The sequence below is a fragment of the Candidatus Methylomirabilota bacterium genome (assembly GCA_035936835.1).
Classification (GTDB): domain Bacteria; phylum Methylomirabilota; class Methylomirabilia; order Rokubacteriales; family CSP1-6; genus AR37.
Genome location: DASYVT010000139.1, coordinates 13,238 through 30,491 on the forward strand (window position 1 = coordinate 13,238; position 17,254 = coordinate 30,491).

Below are 17,254 nucleotides of genomic sequence, written 5' to 3' on the forward strand. Positions count from 1 at the left end.
GTCTCGGGCGGTGAGGCGAGGGCTGAGAGAGTGGTGGGCTACGCCAGCGCGGCGGGAAGATCGAGGAGCGAGGTGATGCGGGCCGTGACGCTGACGCCGCGGCGGTCGAGCTCGGCCGCGTCCGCGCGGTAGGCGATGAAGGGAATGCCGCCGGCCTGGGCGGCGAGCCCGTCCACCCAGGCGTCGCCCACCATTACGATGTAGGGCGCCGCGGGCCAGCGTAGGCGGACCACGCGGAGGCCGTCGGGATCCGGCTTGAGCGCGGTGACGTCGTCGCGGGTCACGACCAGGTCCAGGTGAGGCAGCAGATCGAAGCGCGCGAGGACGAAGTTGGCGACCACGCGGTCGTTGTTGGTCCAGATCGCGGTGGCGAAGCCCAGGCGTTTCATGGCGCGGAGCGCCTCGTCGGCGAAGGGCTCCAGCACCGCCTGCTCCATGGCGCGCCGCTCGTGGCGTTGGGGAATCTTGAGAATCTCTCCTTCAAGGGCGGGCGCCTCGGCCCGCACGAAAGCGAACAGCTCGGTTCCCGACCAGCGCAGCTCGCGCCGGGGCAGGGGCAGGCCCCGCTCGCGCACGAAGGCTTCCATCTCGCGCCCCACCGCCTTGAGGTCGAGCGGCGAGCTGACGAGGGTGTGGTCGAGGTCGAAGACGCAGACGGGAGGGCTCTGCGTCACCGCCTCAGCCGCCGTGCGCGGCCCCGCCGTCGGACTGCCCGCGGTCGGGCTCCCCGCGTTCGGGCTGCCCGCGGTCGGGCTGCCCGCGTTCGGGCTGGTAGAGGAGATCGCGCAGGAGCTCGATGCCGCCGCGGTCCAGGGAGCGGTCGGCCACGATCAGCTCGACGTCCTTAGGGAGGCTTTCCCGGATGCGGGCCGCGGCTTGCTCGGAGCAGACGACGGTGCGCGTGCGCTCCAGCATGCGGTCCATCGACCAGGTGTCGTCCGTGGAGGCGAGCACAGGTGTGACGTGCATGAGCCCCGCCGACTGGACGGAGCGCAGGAGGTTCTGGCCGCCGGTCGCCGTCGTGCAGACCAGTCCCACGGTGGAGCCCTCGGGCAGCTCGGTCAGCCGCAGCAGCGTCTTGATGCTCGCCTCGGCCAGCAGGGCCACGGTAGGCGGGCCGTCCGGCGGCATGATGCGCTTGACCTCGTGGATGTGGAAGAAGGTCGTGATCACGGCCCGGTAACCCTTGAGGAAGCCGGGATCACGGGCGGCTTTCGCCTCGAACTCGTCCACCAGCATCCGGTCCACCTGCAGCGGCAGCTCCGCCTCGAGCTCGTCTCGATAGCGCGCCAGCTCCGCGTCGTTGCACTCGACCAGGATGGCGCGGCGGCGCGCTACCTTGCCTGGGAGGCCCGCCGGCGCGCTCGAGGCCAGCGCGGCCAGGAATTCGTCCTGTGTGAAGCCGAGCCGCCGCACGCGCTCGAGGCTCTCGCCGACCAGGCGTTCGAGGCTGCGCGCCGCGCGTCCCTCCCGCGTCGGGCGGTCGGCCACGAAGGTGCCGCGTCCCTGCTGCCCCTCGACATAGCCGTCGCGCTCGAGGTCGGCGAGGGCGCGGGCGACCGTGTTGGGATTGATGCGGAGGAAGCCCGCCAGCTGGCGCACAGTGGGCAGCTGCATCCCCGGCTTGAACGCGCCCGTCGAGATCAGGTGGCGGATCTGGGTCATGAGCTGCACGTGCACAGGCACGGCGCTCTTGCGGTTGACCCGGAGCCCCGAGGGCGGCGCTATGCGTGACGACTCACGCGCCATGAGGCGGTGCTAGACCGTGGCGCGTCGCGGCCCAGTGGCGCTCTTGACAGCCTGTCCCGCGAGGGACCGGCCCACCCGGATCAGCGCCAGCCCCAGGGCTACCCGCAGGGGATCGGGGGTCGGGCGCATGGATCCCATCAGTCTCGCCTGGGTTGCCATGGCCCGCGCCTCAGCCAGCCGGTCTTTCGCTATCTGCTCGGCCAGGTAATAGTTCATCACGTTCATCCTCCTTTCGGGCCTACTGCCCGTCTCGCGGTCTCCGTAATAGTGTGTTGGTACATTGATACACTATTAACAGGCCAAACGCAAGTCCCGGCGACACAACTGGGCGGGCCCGAAAACACCCCCGCTCTCTAGACGAGCCAGCGCAGCAGGAGCGTGGCGAGAGAGAGAAAGATCGTGACGCCTAGGACGTCCTGGAAGGCGGTCTCGAACGGGCCGGCCGTGAGGGCGGGGTCGAAGCCCAGCCGCTTGGACAGCATGGGGATCGCCGTCCCCGCGCAGCCCGAGAGATTGACCGAGACGAACATGGAGGTGGCGACCACGAACCCGAAGGTGAAGGAGTGCCACAAGAGCCCGATCGAGCCGACCACCACGGCGCAGACGGCCCCGAGGATTGCGGACGTCTGGATCTGCCGCCAGAGCGGCTCCCACCAGCGGCTGAGCTGGACCTGTCCGGTCGCCAGCCCCCGCACGACCATCGTTACCGACTGGAGGCCCGTGTTGCCGGAGATCGCCTGGATCACCGGCATAAAGGAAGCCAGGAGGATGACCTTGCCGAGGGTCTGATCGAAGTAGTGGATGACCACGCCCGCCAGCATCTCGATGAGCAGCGTCAGCAGCACCCATGGCAGGCGCAGCATGGCGACCTGGCGCGGGGAGCGACGCTCGAGCTCGGCGGCATCCGAGCCGGCCATGCGGAAGATGTCTTCCGATGCTTCCTCCTGGACCACGTCCATGACGTCGTCCACGGTGATGGTGCCCACCAGCCGGTTCTGGTCGTCCACGACCGGGACGGTCACGAGGTCGTACTTCGCGACGACCCGCGCGACCTCCTCCTTGTCCATCGTCGCGTTAACGCTCACGACCTCCTCTTCTTGGAGGATGCCGAGGATGAGGCTGCGCGGATCGGCGAGAAGGAGGCGCCGCAGCGGCACCCGCCCGATGAGGTGCTGGTGATCGTCCACCGCGTACACGCCGAACGGGCGCTCCTCGGTGACGGTCTTCCTGATGTGCTGGATGGCCTCCTCGACCGTCAGCGTCTCGCGGATTGCCACGACGTCCTGGGACATGAGGCGCCCCGCCGAGTCTTCGGGATACTCGAGGATGTCCTGAATCTCTTCCGACTTCTCCTCTTCCATGAGGTCCAGGATCTTTTCCGCATGCTCGCTCGAGAGCTCGTCCACGACGTCGGCCGCGTGCTCCGCCGGCATCCGGTCGAGGATCATCGACACCTCGACGTCGTCCAGGGAGCGCACCAGCTCGAGCAGCGTGGCGTCGTCGAGCTCGGACAGGACGTCGCCGGCCTGGTCCTGCCGGAGCGAGCGGAAGATCGTCGCGCGGTCGGCGAGCGGCAGCTGCTGGAGCACGTGGGCGATGTCGGCCGCGTGGGCTTCGACGAGCGCCTGCGCCGCGCGAGGGTCGTCGCGGTTCTGGAGCAGCTCTTCGGCTGCGCGCAGCAGGCGCTGGTTCGTGTCCATGATGTGATATCCGGAATCGATTGTACCGGGCCGCCCGCGTCGCCGCGACGGAATAACGACCAGTAGAGGTCGTGCCGGCGCAGCCGCGATACCCCTCACAGAGTGGGGCGTCGGCTACAGACTCGCGGCCGAGTAGGGCCGTGCCCGGGGGCCGTGGTAGCCTGACGGTATCCGTATGGCGCACCTCCGCGCGTTCTCCGGCTTGCTCCTCGCGGGACTCGTGGCCGTCTCCGCCGGCCCCGCGCAGGCCCTCGAAGAGGCCGATCGCCTCATGCTGGTAGGCGAGAAGTCCTACGAGGACGGGCTCTACGCGCTCTCCCGTCGCACGCTCGAGCGCTTCCTCGAGCGCTTCCCCGGCGACAAGCGGGCCGGCGAGGCGATCCTCCTTCTGGGCAAGGCCCGGCTCGCCCAGGGGTCGCTCGACGCCGCGCTCGAGGCCTTCCGAAAGACGGAAGGGTTCACTCCCGTTCCCGGCAAGCCTCAGGAGGCGCGCTTCTGGGAGGCTGAGACGCTCTACCGGCTGAAGCGCTTCACCGACGCGCGCGCGGCCTATGCCCGCGTCATCTCGGCCGAGCCCGCCTCGCCGCTCCTCCCCGACGCCCTCTACTCGATGGGCTGGGCCGACCTCGAGCTCAAGCGGCGCGACGCGGCGGCGCTCGACTTCGGTCGGCTTGTTATGGAATTCCCGGATCACTCGGCGACGCCCTCGGCCGCGATCCAGCTCGCCCGCGCCCTCATCGAAATGAAGCGCGCTGACGAGGCTATCGTCGTGCTCGAGCCGTTCCCGACCAAGTACCCGGAGCACCGGCTGGCGCCGGAGGCGCGCTACTACCTGGCCCGCGCCCGGCTGGCGGCGGGCGACATGGACAAGGGCGTGGCCGAGCTCCGAGCCTTCGCGCGGGCCAACCCGGGGCACGAGCTGGCGCCCGCCGCGCGCCGCGTGGCGCTTGACACCCAGATCAAGGCCGGCAAGAAGAAGGAGCTCGCCGAAGAGTACGCGGCGCTCCTCGCCCAGAAGCCTCCGGCGCCCGAAGGCCTCTACGACGCGGGCGCCATCGCGGCGGCCCTCGACCGCCCACGCGACGCAGACGCCGCGTGGGCGCGGCTCAGGAAAGAATTCCCGGAGCACGTCTTGACCGCCCGCGCCTCGCTGGAGCAGGCTCAGGCGGCGTTCGGCAAGAAGAACTTCAAGGACGCCGCGGCGCTGGGGCGCGCCGCCTCCAAGAGCCCCGAGGATGCCGTGCGGGGCGAGGCGCTCCTCGTCGTCGGCGAGAGCGAGATGAAGCTCCGGCACCCCGCCCAGGCGCTCCCCGCCTTCCAGGCCGCGGCGGACACGCCCGGGCTCGAGCCGGCGCTGCATTTTCGCGCGCTGGCAGGCAGCGGGCTTGCCCAGGAGGACCAGAAGCAGTGGGCGCAGGCCGCGAAGTACTACGAGGAGGTCGCCGAGAGGAGCCCGGACAAGACGCTGGCCACGTGGGCCAAGACGCGCCGCGCGGCCATCGCCGCCAACCTCAAGCCGGCGCCCAGGGCGGACAAGAAGCGATGACCCGCGCGCTCCTCTCGATCGCGATCCTGCTGCTGTCCGCTGCGCCTCCTGCCGCCGCCGCCGAGCCGCAGTTCAAGATGCCGCCGCCCGACCTGGCCCAGGTCCTGCCGCTGGTCTCGCCGGCGCTGGACAAGCCGGCGCTTCCTGGCTCGCTCGCGGCGTATCCGCCCTCGCCCCAACCGGTGCCGCCGCTGCCGCGGGCCCGCGTGGAGACCGACCTCGCGGTCCAGCCCGTGGCGGCCGCGCCGCCGCCGCGCTTCCTCGCGTGCAACCCGCTCGGCACCGTGCTCGGCGTCGTCTCCGAGCTCGTCGAATGCGGCCGCGCGCGCTTCCAGCGCGGCGAGTACGAGGACGCGCGCGAAGCGCTCGACGGCGCCGTCAAGCGCGCCTCCGACGCCGCCCTGCTTCGAGAAGCGCGCTACTGGCTGGGCGAGACCCTGATCCGGCTCGGCCGGCCCGACCAGGCGGCGCAAGCGATGCTTCTCGTGGTCCACGCCGACCCGCGCTCGGACGTGGGCTTTCACGCCGCGCTCAAGTATGGCTGGCTGTCGCTGATGGCGGGCGATCCGGCGCGCGCGCTCGCGACGCTGGACGCGCTCGTCAAGGTCGGCCCTTCGCCCGCACTCGTGCCTTGGGCTCAGCACGGCCGCGCCGTGGCGCTTTACGGTCTCGGGCGCTATGCCGAAGCGCGCGAGGTCTGGACCCGGCTTCTCGGCCAAACGCTACCCGTGCCGGTGGCGGGCGAGGCGCCTTTCTGGCTCGGCGACACGCTGGGGCGGCTCGGCGAGTACAAGGACGCCGTCGCGCGGCTCAAGACCTTTACCGGCGGCGGCCCGCGCCTCCTGATCGACACGGGGCTCCTGCGCTTGGCCTGGTGGAGCCGGGCGGCAGGTGAGCCGCTCGCGGCCGTGCAGACCTACCGCGGGGCGATGTCGGCCTATCCGAAGCTGCCCGAGATCCTCTGGGCGAGGGCCGGGCTCGTGCTGGCCCTCCTCGACCTCGACGACTACGCGGCCGCCCTCGACGAAGCGCGCACCCTCGACGCCGCCGACAAGACGGGCGCGCTCGGCCTGCCTGTGCTCCTGGCAGTGGATCGTTGGGCGACGGAAAAGCGCCGCGCCGATGACGCGCGGGCGCTCGAGCAGGAGCTTCTCGGACGCACCCTCGAGCCCGCCACCCGCGCCTACGTCCTCCTGCTGGCCGGCGAGGTCGAACGCGACGCCGGCCAGATGTCGGAGGCCCACGGCCGCTTCGAGCTGGTCCTGGCGCGTCCCGGGGCGCCGGCGCTCGGCTGGTTCGCGGGGCTGCGCCTTGCGCAGATGGATCTCGAGAGCCGCGAGATCGCCCAGGCGCGGACGCGCATCGACGCGCTCCTCAACGAGCCGCTGTCGGCCGAGCTCCGCGGCGCGGCCCTCGCGCTCGCCGGCGAGGCCGCCTACGCCGGTCGCGCCTGGGACGAGGCCGCGGCGCGCTACAGCCGGTTCCTCGCCGAGTTCCCGACCTCGCCGCAGGCGCCCTCGGTCATGCTGGCGCTCGGCTGGGCGGAGTTCCGTCGCGGGCGTTTCGAGGCGGCGCGCGACACCTGGACGCGCTTCGCCACGATCAACCGCGCCGATCCGCGGGCGCCCGCCGCGCTCCTCCTGGCGGCGGAGCTCGCGGCGCGCTCGGGCGACACCGTGGGCGCCCGCGCGCTCCTCGACGGGCTCGTCACGCGCTACCCGGAAGGCGAGTACGCGGACATCGCGCGGCTCAACCGCTCGATTCTCGCCATCCGCGCCGGCCGGGCCTCGAGCGCTCTCGGCGATCTCACGGAGCTGATCCGCCGCGCGCCGCTGTCTCCCTACACGGGTCGGATGCGGCTCGCGCGCGGCGTGGTCCTCGTGACGGACGGCAAGGGGGCGGAGGCCGCGCGCGAGTTCAAGAGTGCGCAGGGGCAGGGCGAGGGCGCTTCGGCGAACCTGGGGCTCGGGCGCGTCGCCTTCGATCGCGGGCAGTGGGACGAAGCCGAGCGGGAATTCGTCGAGGCGCGCGACACGGGGGCGGGCGCCGTCGCGGCCTCGGCCGAGTACGGCATCGCCGCCGTGCTGTGGAACCAGGGCAAGACCGACGAGTTCAAGCGATTCGCCCAGGCGCTGCTCGCTCGGCCGCCCGACCCGGCCAACACGCCCAACGTGCTCGCGGCCGCGGCGGCGCTGGCGGCCGAGGAGGGACGATGGAAGGACGCGCGCACGCTGGCGATGCGCACGGTCGGCGAATTCCCGACGACCGATGCCGCGCCGGCGGCGCTGTCGCTCGTAGGCACGGCGGCCGGGCGCGGCGGCGAATGGCCGCTGGCGAGCGAGACCTTCCAGCTGCTGACCGAGCGCTACCCCGGCTACAAGACCGGGCGCGAGGCGCGCCTCGACTACGCCGAGGCGCTCTACAGGACGGGCGCGCTCGCCGAGGCCTCCGCGAAGCTCCAGGAGATCATCGACGCCTCGCCAAGGGACCCTGAGCTGCCGCGCGCGCTCATACTGCTCGGCCGCACCCACGAGGCCCGCGGCGACGGGGCCTCGGCGCTCGACGTCTACAAGCGCGTGGGGCGCGAGTACCCCGCTTTCGAGGGCGCGGCGCTCCTCGGCAATGCCCGCGTGCTCCTGCTCGCGGGCAACTGGGACGAGGCGCGGCCGCTCCTCGAGCGCGCGGTGGCGGCGGGGGATGCGGCCGTGGCCGTCGAGGCCGCATACCGCTTGGGCGAGGGGCTCCGGGGCGCGGGCCGTCACCAGCAGGCCGTCGACTCGTACATGACGGCGGCCTACGTCGCGCCCGACACGCCGCTCGCGCGCCGCGCGCTCCTCGGCGCCGGGCAGTCCTTCACCGCGCTCAAGCAGCCCGACTCGGCGATCATCGTATACAAGAAGCTGCTGGCGGGGAAAAGCGTCGAGCCTGACGTGGCCGACGCCGCGAAGAAGGGACTGCGAGCCCTCGGGGTGAACTAGCCCCAATTGGGGCTAACCCAAGGCGGCCACGACGTCGGACATCGGCGCGTGGTCGCCCGCGAAGCGGTCGCGCCATTCGTAGCGCACGCGATCCGCCGGCCCCAGCACGAAGACGCCGCCCTGCTGCACCGGATTGCCCCGCCGCGCTCCCTGCCTGAAGCCCTTCGCAATGGCCCGCAGACCCTTCAAGAAGCTCCCGGGATGGAAGGTCCTGCCCCAGCCATAGGCGAGGCCCGCCGCGCGGAAGGTCTGGAGCGACGGGTCCGCGTAGAGCGGGCCCGCGTAGCCCGTGACTTCACGGAAACCCTTCAGGTGCTCGGGCCTGCCCGGCCCGACGACGACGAGCGCGGCGCCCCGTCGCTCGATCCCGGGCTGCGCGGCGGCCAGGTCAGCGACCTGCTGACGGCAGAAGATTCAGCCGAAGTGGCGGACGAAGGCGAGGACGGCCTGCCGGTCGGCCCAGGAGCCGCCGAGCGTGACGGCGCGACCCTCGGCGTCGAGGACCGTGAGGCGCGCGAGCCGCGATGCCACGGTGTCGGACATGGCGCGACTCTACCCGCTTCCGCGGGGGCCTGCCCGACGAGTACAATGGGCGCCACTTTATGAAGGGCTACGGGGGACGCATTCTCTTCGTCGACGTCACGCGCGGCACGAGCCGCGTCGAGGCCTTGGGCGAGGAGACCGCGCGGGCGCTCCTCGGCGGCAACGGGCTCGCCGCGCGGCTCCTGCTCGATCACGTGCCCGTTGGGACGGACCCCTACGACCCGGCCAACGCGGTTGTCTTCGCCGTGGGACCGATCACCGACACGACGGTGCCGGGCAACAGCCGCGCCTGCGTCGCCTCCAAGTCGCCGCTGACCGGTCTCTTTTTCGATTCGACCTTCGGGGGACGCTGGCCCGCGACCATGAAGCGCACGGGCTTCGACGCCATCGTCATCACGGGACAGGCGGCCGCGCCCGTCTATTTAAAGGTAGGGGAGGCGGGGGTCGAGGTGAAGCCGGCGGCCGGCCTCTGGGGGCAGACGACCCGCGATACCGTGCACGCCATCCAGGCCGTCGAAGGCGCCGAGACGGACGTGATGGCGATCGGCCCCGCGGGGGAGCGCCGGGTGCGCTTCGCCTGTCTCGCGACGTACTGGAAGAACCGCGAGGGCGTGGCGGGACGCGGCGGCATCGGCGCCGTGCTCGGCGCCAAGCGCGTCAAGGCCGTGGTCGTCACGGGCGGGCTCAAGACCGGGATCGCCGATCCAGCGGCCCTCAAGGCATTGCTCGAGGAGAAGCGGGAGCCGCTCACGACGGGCACCAAGGCGCTCTCGACGTACGGCACGTCCTTCCTCGTCAAGCCGATCAACACGCTGGGGGCGCTGGGATCCTACAACCTGCGCCAGGAGACCTTCGCCGAGGCCCTGGCAATCTCGGGCGAGGAGATGCACGCTCGCTACCACGACCGCGATACCACGTGCCTCAAGTGCCCTGTCGCCTGCGGCAAGCAGTACGAGATCCGCGACGGCGAGCTCAGCGGCCTCAAGGCCAAGATGCCCGAGTACGAGACCATCTTCGCCTTCGGGTCCATGTTAGGCAACGCGCACGCGGGTTCGCTCGCGAAGGCGAACGACCTCTGCGATCTCTTGGGCATGGACACCATCACCATGGGCGTGACGCTGTCCTTCGTGGCCGAGGCGCTCGAGCGCGGCTGGCTCACGCCGGACGAGATCGGGGTGCCGTTCGGCTGGGGCGACTGGCGCGGCATGCTGCGCCTCATCGAGTTGACGGCGGCGCGCGAGGGCTTCGGCGACCGCCTTGCCGAGGGTGGCTGGCGATTGGCCGAGTCCGTCCATCCCGAGGCGACCAAGACCGTCTACGCCGTCAAGCGGCTCGAGCTGCCCGCGCACTCGGCGCGCGCGCTCAAGGGCATGTCCATCGGCTACGCGACGGCGACGCGCGGCGGCAGCCACCACGACACGCGGCCGACGCCGCAGTACGCCCAGGGCTACGATCGGCGCGGAACGGAGGGCAAGCCCGAGTTCGCCGTGCGCAGCCAGCACTTCACGGCCGTGGACGACTCGCTCGTGCTCTGCCGCTTCACGTCCGAGCGCGGCTTCGGGCTCTTCGTGGAAGAGCCCTACGCGCGCATGGTGCGCGCCGTCACCGGCTGGGACATGGGCGTGGAGGAGCTTGAGCGCGTGGGCGAGCGCGTGATCAACCTCGAGCGCCTCTTCAACGTGCGCGAGGGCGTTCGGCGCAAGGACGACGTGCTGCCCTGGCGCGTGATGCACGAACCCATCCCCGACGGCCCCTCGGCCGGCATGTACTGCCCGCCCGAGGAGCTGTCGGCCATGCTCGGCCGTTACTACGCGCTCCGCGGCTGGGACACGGACGGCGTGCCGACGAAGGAGCGCCTAGCCTCTCTCGGCCTCGCGTGACGTCCTCTCCCCAATGCGGAGCGGGCCTTCACCTCCCTCTCCCCCAGTGGGGGAGAGGGGAGGGCGAGGGGGGTGGAGGCGAGGGGGGTGGAGGCGAGGGGGATGCACGCCGCGTGAGCGCCATGCGCATCGTCTCCTGGAACATTCGCGCCGGCGGCGGCCGGCGCGTCCCGGGCATCGCCGACCAGATCGCGCGCTGGGCGCCGGATGTCGTGGCGCTCTCCGAGTTCCGCGCCACGCCGCCTAGCGCGGAGCTGGCCGGCGCTCTCGCCGGACAGGGGCTCCTGCACCAGCTGAGCACCGCGTCCGCCGCGCTCCCTCGGGCCAACAGCCTGCTCATCGCCTCACGCTGGCCGCTCGCGCTGGTAAGCCTCGTCACCGCGCCCGCCGCCGAGTCGGGCCGCTGGCTCCTCGCACGCATCGCCGGGCCCTGCGCCCTCACGCTGGGAGCGATGCACGTGCCCAACCGCGTGACGGGCCGCAAGTTCCCCTTCCTCGACGCGGTGCTCGGCTTCGCCCACACCTGGCGCCGAGGGCCGGCGCTCCTCGTCGGCGACACCAACTCGGGGCTGATCGACCTCGACGAAGAGGTGCCGGCCTTCATCGTCGAGGAGGACGGCTGGATCCGCGGCCTCGAGGCCGCAGGCTGGGCCGACGCGTTTCGTCTTCTCCGGGGCAGCGAGCGCGCCTACACGTGGTACTCACCGAGCGGCGGCAACGGCTTCAGGATCGACCAGGCCTTCGTGAACCGCGCGCTCCGGCCGCGGCTCAGCGAAGCTCGCCACGAATGGGGCGCGGCGCCCGGCCGGCGCACCCGGCGCGCGAACCGGCACGCGCTCAGCGACCACGCCGCGCTACTGATCGACCTCGACGCGCAGGATCGCTCGCCCCTCTCCCCCACCGGGGGAGAGGGCAGGGTGAGGGGGCATAAGGGCGAGGGGGTATAGTAGGGCCGACACGGGCGGATAGCTCAGCTGGAAGAGCACGGCCCTTACAAGGCCGGGGTCGCAGGTTCGAGCCCTGCTCCGCCCACCATTCTCATCAGGCAGTCGGGGAGCGCATCCCAGACTCGCAGATCGCCTGCGGGAGGACCCAGTGATGGAGCGGCGCACGTTCATCGGGGTGATCGCCGGCGGCCTTCTCGCCGCGCCGCTGCCCGCTGAGGCGCAGCAGGCGGCGAAGGTGCCCCGGATAGGTTTCCTCGGGAACTCGACCGCTGCCCTTGAGGCCAATCTCGTCGGGCCGTTCCGGGAAGGGCTGCGTGATCTCGGCTACGTCGAGGGGCGAAACATCCTGATCGAGTATCGCTGGGCGGAAGGACAGTATGAACGCTTTCCTGCTCTCATCGCCGAGCTGATCGCCCTGAAGGTGGACGTGATCGTGACCGCTGGGACGCCCGCCTCGCTCGCCGTCAGGAAGGCGACAACGGCGATCCCTCTGGTCTTTGCGGCCGTTGGCGATCCGATCAGCGTGGGCCTCGTCGCGAGCCTCGCGCGGCCCGGTGGAAACAGCACCGGATTGACCGCGATCGCACCGGAACTGGAAGGGAAACGATTGGAGCTGCTCAGGGAAGTGGTGCCCAAGCTCTCTTACATCGCCGTGCTGTGGAACCCGGACAATCCGTTTCATGCCGGTTCCTTGAAGGAGGCGCGGGCTGCCGCTCAGGTGTTGGGAATCAAGGTGCAGCCCCTTGGGGTACGAGTCTCTGAAGACTTCCCAGCCGCGTTCGCGGCCATTCTCAAAGAGCGGCCAGGAGCACTCCTCGTGCTGGCGGATCGTCTCTTCCTGCACAACCGCGCGCGCATCGTGGACTTCGAGGCCAAACACCGCCTGCCCGGAGTGTATGCGTACCGGGAATTGGTCGAGGCGGGCGGTTTGATGTCCTACGGGCCAAGCTACGCGGACATGCACCGGCGGGCCGCCTACTACGTGGACAAGATCCTGAAGGGTGCCAAGCCCGCCGACCTGCCCGTCGAGCAGCCGACCAAGTTCGAGCTGATGATCAACCTCAAGGCCGCCAAGGCGCTCGGCCTGAAGATTCCGCCGTCGGTGCTGCAGCGAGCCGACCAGATCATCCAATGAATCGGCGAACCTTCCTCTGCGGGCTGACGCTGGGAACGCTCGCCTTGCCCCTCGCCGCCGAAGCGCAGCAGGAAGGGAAGGTCCCACGGATCGGTTTCTTGTTCTACGGCTCTCCCGGGCCCTCGCCAGAACTCGACGCCTTCCGGCAAGGGCTGCGTGAGCTCGGTTGCATCGAGGGGCAGAACATTGCCATCGAGGTCCGATTCGCAAGCGGGCGGGTAGAGCGACTGCCCGAGCTCGCGGCCGAGCTGGTCCGTCTCAAGGTTGACGTGATCGTCACCCCAGGTACGCCACCGTCTCTGGCCGCCAAGCAGGCGACCAGCACGATCCCCATCGTCTTCGCGGGCGTTGCCGATGCGATAGGCGCCGGGCTCGTCGCCAACTTCGCGCGACCGGGTGGGAACATCACGGGGTTGACAGGTATCAGCGCCGAGTTAGGCGGGAAACGGTTGGAGCTCCTGAAGGAAGTTGCCCCCAAGGCTTCCCGCGTGGCGGTCCTCTATAATCCGGCCGACCGATCCAATGTGCTGGTATTGAAGGAGCTGCAGGAGTCGGCCCCGGCACTGCGCCTGACACTGCAACCGCTCGCGGTGCGAGGACCTGGCGAGTTCGAGGGCGCCTTTGTCGCGATGAGCCGGAAGCGCGCCCACGCGCTGTTCGGGGCTGCGGGTATTCTGACCACTGAGCACCGAAAAGCCATCGTAGACCTCGCTGCCAAGAGTCGGATACCGGCGATGTGGGGCGAACGGCAGTTTGTGGAGGCCGGCGGCCTCATGTCGTATGCGGTGAACTTTTACGACCAGTTACGACGCGCCGCCACCTACGTGGACAAGATCCTCAAGGGTGCCAAGCCCGCCGACCTGCCCGTCGAGCAGCCGACGAAGTTCGAGCTGGTCATCAACCTCAAGACCGCCAAGGCCCTCGGCCTGACGATCCCGCCGTCCCTGCTGCTGCGGGCCGATGAGGTCATCCAGTGATCGACCGGCGCGCGTTCGTCACCAGCGTCGCCGTCGGCGCTCTCCTGGCATCGCGCTCAGCCGACGCGCAGCAGGCCAGGGGTATGCGCCGAATCGGATGGTTATCACCCGCCTCGGCCGCCGACGGCCTCCCTAACCTGGAGGCCCTTCGGGCTGGATTGCGCGAGCTCGCGTACGTGGAAGGCCAGAACATCACCATCGAGGCCCGCTGGGCCGATGGGCGCAGCGAGCGCCTTCCCCAGCTCGCCGCTGAGCTGGTTCGTCTCCCCGTGGAGGTCCTTTGCACTGCGGGCTCGCAAGCCGCCGGAGCGGCCAAGCACTCGACGTCCACGATCCCGATCGTGTTTGCGAACGTCGCGTTCCCCGATCAGTCGGGCCTCGTCGCCAGCTACCCGCGCCCCGGGGGCAACATCACGGGGGTCGCGTTCATCGGCCCTGAATACGGGAAGCGGTTAGAGCTGCTCAAGGAGGCCCGTCCCAGGCTCTCTCGTGTCGCGCTGATCTACAACCCCGACAATCCCGGGAACGTCTCGGCCCTCCAAGAGACGCAACGGTGGGCAACCCCCTTGGGTGTCAGGCTCGAGCCTCACAAGTTCCGGGGTCCGCAGGATTTCGAGCGCGTCTTCGGGGCGATCGCCGGGAAGCGGCCTGATGCGCTCATGACGACGGCCGATCCACTCATCGCCTCCTATCGCACACGCATCGTCGACTTCGCCGCGAAGAATCGCCTGCCCTCCATGTACCCGGGCAGGGAGTTCGTGGACGCCGGGGGCCTCATGTTCTATGGCGGCAGCGTTCCCGAGATGTACCGGCGCGCCGCCGTGTACGTGGACAGGATCCTCAAGGGTGCCAAGCCCGCCGACCTGCCGGTGGAGCAGCCGATCAAGTTTGACATGGTGATCAACCTGAAAACGGCGAAGGCGCTCGGGCTGACGATCCCGCAGTCCCTCCTGCTGCGGGCGGACGAGGTGGTCCAGTGATGGATCGGCGGACATTTCTGAGCGTCCTGGGCTTTCTCGCCGCGCCGCTCGCCGCCGAGGCGCAGCAGCCGGCGAAGATCTCCCGAATAGGCTTTCTATCGCCGAGCTCTCCTTCTGACCCGCCAATGCAGCACTCCCTCGAAGTCTTCCGGCACGGATTGGGCGAGCTGGGCTATGTAGAAGGTCAGAACATCGCCATTGAGTCCCGTTGGGCGGAGGGCAAGTACGACCGGCTCCCGGGTCTCGCGGCCGAGCTGGTCCGTCTGAAGGTGGACGTCATCGTTACCGCGGCTGTGCCAGCGATCCGGGCAGCCAAAGAAGCGACGAGCACGATCCCCATCGTCATGGCGGTCGTTGTTGATCCTGTGGCGACTGGCCTCGTCGCCAGTCTCGCGCGGCCGGGGGGGAACATCACGGGGCTGTCCAATATGGCCCCCGAGCTCGTGGGAAAGCAGTTGCAGATGCTCAAGGAGGTCGTTCCCAAGGCTTCCCGGGTGGCCGTCCTTTGGAATCCGGCAAATCCAGGCAACGCACCACAGTTGCGAGAGGCGGAGGCTGCGGCCCGAACATTGGGAGTGCGGCTTCAACCCGTCGAGGCGCGTGATCCCAACGACTTCGACGGCGCCTTCGCGGCGATGATCAGGCAGCAGGCGGGGGCACTCATTGTCCTGTTGGACGTGATGTTCACTGACCACCGAACACGCATCGCAGACCTCGCGGCTAAGAGCCGCCTGCCGGCAGTATACGGGCTGTCGGAGCACGCGGAGGCCGGCGGCCTCATGGCCTACAGCGCGAGCAGGGCTGCCCTGTTCCGACGGGCCGCCACCTACGTGGACAAGATCCTGAAAGGCGCCAAGCCCGCCGACCTGCCGGTGGAGCGGCCCACAAAGTTCGAGCTCGTCATCAACCTCAAGACCGCCAAGGCGCTCGGCCTGACGATCCCACCGTCGCTGCTGGTGCGAGCGGACCGAGTGATCGAGTAAGCGGCGGGCGGGTGATTCCACTGATGCGAGCGCCCCGGTTCACCCTGGTTGCACTGCTGCTCGTGGTCCTTCACGGTTTCGTCTGGGCTGCGGGCTTGCCCGTCTCGCTGGTTCAGCTGTCGTCACCCGTGGAGCGGTTCACCGACGCCTCGATCACCGTCAAGACCGCCCCCGCCGCCTCCTGCGCCATCACGGTGCTCTACAAGTCGGGGCCGTCGAGAGCGAAGGGGCTCGATCCGAAGCTGGCCGACCACTCCGGCTTCGTCACGTGGCGGTGGCGGGTCGGCTCCAAGACCACGCCGGGCCAGTGGCCCGTCGTGGTGACGTGCGAGCACGGCGGCAACCGAGGCGAGCTGAGGACGATGCTCGAAGTCCGCTAGAGAGGCAGGCCCACCCATCATTACGGCCGCTCAGAGCTGGCCGGAGTCGCCCCAGTTTTCGAGGAGCTTGACGTAGGCGGGGTCGTCGTAGCGGTCGAGGCGGAAGGCAGGGGCGTAGCGGGGCAGGGGGCGCTCGGCGATGTAGTCGGCGAGCAGATCCGCCGCGCCGTTGGACGCCATCATCCCGTAGCCCGAGAGCGCGCCGATGACGTATGCGCCCTCGACGGGCAATGGACCCGCGAGGAAGCGGTTCTCCCGGGTCTTGGTGTAGTAGCCGCCGTCCACGAAGCAGCGCGGCATGCGGTCCAGGTAGGGCGCCATCGCGGGGATCATCCGCGCGAGTCCGCGCAGGACCACCTCCTGGTGCGCTGGATCGAAGTTCGGCGGAAAGGTGGGCTCGACCGGCTCGACGTCATAAGTCCAGACGCCGAGGACGGACGTGCTCTCGCCCGTGCCTTCCGGCCTGCCGTGCGCGCCCGGCGGCAGCTCGTCGACCAGGCGCCGGTGCTTGACGGACGCGGCCAGCTCGGCGCGCTCCTGCTCGGACCAGTCGATCCTCATCGGATCGGCCCAGAGCGTCATCGGCGCGCCGCGGGGCATGGCGCCCAGCGTGTCGTTGAAGGCGATCTTCGCGTGGAGCTCGCAGAAGACCGGCAGGTCGACGCCGAGCAGCCGTCCGGCGTCCTTTAAGTACGGCCCAGCGGCTACGACGGCGCGCGCCGTCCCGATCGTCTGCGTGCCGGACGTCCCACGCACCGTCACGCCGCGCACGCGGCCGCCCGCCGTGTCGATCCGCTCCACCCGGCCCTCGACCAACCGGACGCCGTGCGCGCGCGCGCGCTCGAGCAGGTACATGCCGAGCTGCTGGCCGCTGAACCAGCCGCAGCGGCGGGCGTGAAGCAGCGCCACGGTGTCGCGCGCCAGCCATGGATAGTGGCGCCTGATGAGCGACGGCTCCGTGATGACGTCCGTGCCCCTGAGCGTCGAGTCGAATCCTTCGGCCGCCGCCGGCTGGTAGTCGCTCGCCGCCGTTGCGTGCAGGCGCAGGGGGCCCGCGCCGAGGGCGGCCGCAGCCGAAGCCGCTCGCTCGAACTCGGCGACGCGCCCGGCCTCGGCGGTGGCGAAGAGGTAGCCGCGGCGGTTGAGCCGGAAGACGTTGCCGCTCTCGCGGGCCAGCTCCTCGAGGAGATCGATGCTGCGGTTCATGAGGGCGACCTGGTCGTCGCCGGGCCCGGGCCACCAGTTCCTGTAGCACTCGGCGGACTTGTCGCTGGTCAGCGTGAGGGGCGGCCTCTCATCGACCACCACGACGCGGCGCACACCGCGGCGCACCGCCAGGTGATAGGCGGCGGCGACGCCGGCGATGCCCGCGCCGCAGATCACGACGTCCGCGGAAGCCTGTGCCATCGTGTCCGCGAGCATACCTCACGCTCGCCGCCGTGGTAGTTTAACGACC

16 protein-coding genes and 1 tRNA gene are annotated in these 17,254 nt (G+C 70.2%); 10 read left to right on the plus strand and 7 right to left on the minus strand.

The features are described from left to right. Positions 1-38: 38 nt before the first annotated feature. The 4 genes from VGV06_12175 to mgtE all read right to left on the minus strand — a co-directional run bounded on the left by VGV06_12175 (position 39) and on the right by mgtE (position 3,449). Complete coding sequence (locus VGV06_12175) at positions 39-674, minus strand: HAD family hydrolase (protein HEV2055914.1); 636 nt, start codon at positions 672-674, stop codon at positions 39-41. A 4-nt stretch (positions 675-678) separates the two neighbouring features. Next, on the minus strand, positions 679-1,749 hold the full coding sequence (locus tag VGV06_12180; GenBank protein HEV2055915.1) for a GntR family transcriptional regulator: 1,071 nt from the start codon (positions 1,747-1,749) through the stop codon (positions 679-681). 9 nt (positions 1,750-1,758) lie between these two features. After that, on the minus strand, positions 1,759-1,965 hold the full coding sequence (locus VGV06_12185) for a hypothetical protein (GenBank protein ID HEV2055916.1): 207 nt from the start codon (positions 1,963-1,965) through the stop codon (positions 1,759-1,761). Between the two features lie 137 nt (positions 1,966-2,102). Further along, positions 2,103-3,449 carry a magnesium transporter gene (mgtE, locus tag VGV06_12190; GenBank protein HEV2055917.1) on the minus strand — a complete coding sequence of 449 codons (1,347 nt, stop codon included), beginning with the start codon at positions 3,447-3,449 and terminating at the stop codon, positions 2,103-2,105. Between the two features lie 175 nt (positions 3,450-3,624). Between mgtE and VGV06_12195 the strand changes: the two genes are divergently transcribed. Continuing rightward, entirely contained in the window at positions 3,625-4,995 is a 1,371-nt protein-coding gene (locus tag VGV06_12195) for a tetratricopeptide repeat protein (GenBank protein ID HEV2055918.1), read from the plus strand. Beyond that, on the plus strand, positions 4,992-7,973 hold the full coding sequence (locus VGV06_12200; GenBank protein HEV2055919.1) for a tetratricopeptide repeat protein: 2,982 nt from the start codon (positions 4,992-4,994) through the stop codon (positions 7,971-7,973). Before VGV06_12195 ends, VGV06_12200 begins: the two co-directional genes overlap by 4 nt. A 12-nt stretch (positions 7,974-7,985) precedes the next feature. Here the strand turns inward: VGV06_12200 and VGV06_12205 are convergent, their stop codons facing one another. Together VGV06_12205 and VGV06_12210 are read right to left on the minus strand one after the other, a co-directional pair. Beyond that, the gene (locus VGV06_12205) at positions 7,986-8,387 is read right to left on the minus strand and encodes a peroxiredoxin-like family protein (protein HEV2055920.1); all 402 of its coding nucleotides are present in this window, start codon (positions 8,385-8,387) and stop codon (positions 7,986-7,988) included. Next, the gene (locus tag VGV06_12210) at positions 8,388-8,516 is read right to left on the minus strand and encodes a hypothetical protein (GenBank protein ID HEV2055921.1); all 129 of its coding nucleotides are present in this window, start codon (positions 8,514-8,516) and stop codon (positions 8,388-8,390) included. A 59-nt stretch (positions 8,517-8,575) separates the two neighbouring features. On the opposite strand from VGV06_12210, the gene VGV06_12215 reads away from it, so the two are divergent. The 8 genes from VGV06_12215 (at position 8,576) to VGV06_12250 (ending at position 15,798) form a co-directional block, all read left to right on the plus strand. After that, entirely contained in the window at positions 8,576-10,396 is a 1,821-nt protein-coding gene (locus tag VGV06_12215; GenBank protein HEV2055922.1) for an aldehyde ferredoxin oxidoreductase family protein, read from the plus strand. A gap of 122 nt (positions 10,397-10,518) precedes the next feature. Further along, complete coding sequence (locus VGV06_12220) at positions 10,519-11,343, plus strand: endonuclease/exonuclease/phosphatase family protein (GenBank protein HEV2055923.1); 825 nt, start codon at positions 10,519-10,521, stop codon at positions 11,341-11,343. A gap of 12 nt (positions 11,344-11,355) precedes the next feature. Then, positions 11,356-11,431 (plus strand) — tRNA-Val (locus tag VGV06_12225). Between the two features lie 63 nt (positions 11,432-11,494). Further along, positions 11,495-12,478, plus strand: a complete 984-nt coding sequence (locus VGV06_12230) for an ABC transporter substrate-binding protein (GenBank protein ID HEV2055924.1) — start codon at positions 11,495-11,497, stop codon at positions 12,476-12,478. Next, a complete protein-coding gene (locus tag VGV06_12235; GenBank protein HEV2055925.1) occupies positions 12,475-13,455 on the plus strand; it encodes an ABC transporter substrate-binding protein in 981 nt (326 codons plus the stop codon). Before VGV06_12230 ends, VGV06_12235 begins: the two co-directional genes overlap by 4 nt. Further along, the gene (locus VGV06_12240) at positions 13,452-14,435 is read left to right on the plus strand and encodes an ABC transporter substrate-binding protein (GenBank protein HEV2055926.1); all 984 of its coding nucleotides are present in this window, start codon (positions 13,452-13,454) and stop codon (positions 14,433-14,435) included. Before VGV06_12235 ends, VGV06_12240 begins: the two co-directional genes overlap by 4 nt. Next, the gene (locus VGV06_12245; protein HEV2055927.1) at positions 14,435-15,418 is read left to right on the plus strand and encodes an ABC transporter substrate-binding protein; all 984 of its coding nucleotides are present in this window, start codon (positions 14,435-14,437) and stop codon (positions 15,416-15,418) included. The genes VGV06_12240 and VGV06_12245 overlap by 1 nt, the downstream gene beginning before the upstream one ends. Positions 15,419-15,441: 23 nt before the next feature. Beyond that, positions 15,442-15,798 (plus strand): hypothetical protein, encoded by a 357-nt coding sequence (locus VGV06_12250; protein ID HEV2055928.1) that lies wholly within the window; start codon positions 15,442-15,444, stop codon positions 15,796-15,798. Positions 15,799-15,828: 30 nt separating this feature from the next. Here VGV06_12250 and VGV06_12255 read toward each other — a convergent pair whose 3' ends face one another. Further along, positions 15,829-17,220: an FAD-binding oxidoreductase gene (locus tag VGV06_12255; protein ID HEV2055929.1), complete on the minus strand. Its 1,392-nt coding sequence runs from the start codon at positions 17,218-17,220 to the stop codon at positions 15,829-15,831. Positions 17,221-17,254: the final 34 nt, after the last annotated feature.

What these genes read in the sequence shown, in the direction of transcription:
- VGV06_12255 (HEV2055929.1), bottom strand. Translation starts at nt 17,220, where the DNA reads ATGCTCGCGGACACGATGGCACAGGCTTCCGCGGACGTCGTGATCTGC.
- VGV06_12230 (HEV2055924.1), top strand. Translation starts at nt 11,495, where the DNA reads ATGGAGCGGCGCACGTTCATCGGGGTGATCGCCGGCGGCCTTCTCGCC.
- VGV06_12200 (HEV2055919.1), top strand. Translation starts at nt 4,992, where the DNA reads ATGACCCGCGCGCTCCTCTCGATCGCGATCCTGCTGCTGTCCGCTGCG.
- VGV06_12220 (HEV2055923.1), top strand. Translation starts at nt 10,519, where the DNA reads ATGCGCATCGTCTCCTGGAACATTCGCGCCGGCGGCGGCCGGCGCGTC.
- VGV06_12215 (HEV2055922.1), top strand. Translation starts at nt 8,576, where the DNA reads ATGAAGGGCTACGGGGGACGCATTCTCTTCGTCGACGTCACGCGCGGC.
- VGV06_12210 (HEV2055921.1), bottom strand. Translation starts at nt 8,516, where the DNA reads ATGTCCGACACCGTGGCATCGCGGCTCGCGCGCCTCACGGTCCTCGAC.
- VGV06_12250 (HEV2055928.1), top strand. Translation starts at nt 15,442, where the DNA reads ATGCGAGCGCCCCGGTTCACCCTGGTTGCACTGCTGCTCGTGGTCCTT.
- VGV06_12185 (HEV2055916.1), bottom strand. Translation starts at nt 1,965, where the DNA reads ATGAACTATTACCTGGCCGAGCAGATAGCGAAAGACCGGCTGGCTGAG.
- VGV06_12195 (HEV2055918.1), top strand. Translation starts at nt 3,625, where the DNA reads ATGGCGCACCTCCGCGCGTTCTCCGGCTTGCTCCTCGCGGGACTCGTG.
- VGV06_12245 (HEV2055927.1), top strand. Translation starts at nt 14,435, where the DNA reads ATGGATCGGCGGACATTTCTGAGCGTCCTGGGCTTTCTCGCCGCGCCG.
- VGV06_12180 (HEV2055915.1), bottom strand. Translation starts at nt 1,749, where the DNA reads ATGGCGCGTGAGTCGTCACGCATAGCGCCGCCCTCGGGGCTCCGGGTC.
- VGV06_12235 (HEV2055925.1), top strand. Translation starts at nt 12,475, where the DNA reads ATGAATCGGCGAACCTTCCTCTGCGGGCTGACGCTGGGAACGCTCGCC.
- mgtE (HEV2055917.1), bottom strand. Translation starts at nt 3,449, where the DNA reads ATGGACACGAACCAGCGCCTGCTGCGCGCAGCCGAAGAGCTGCTCCAG.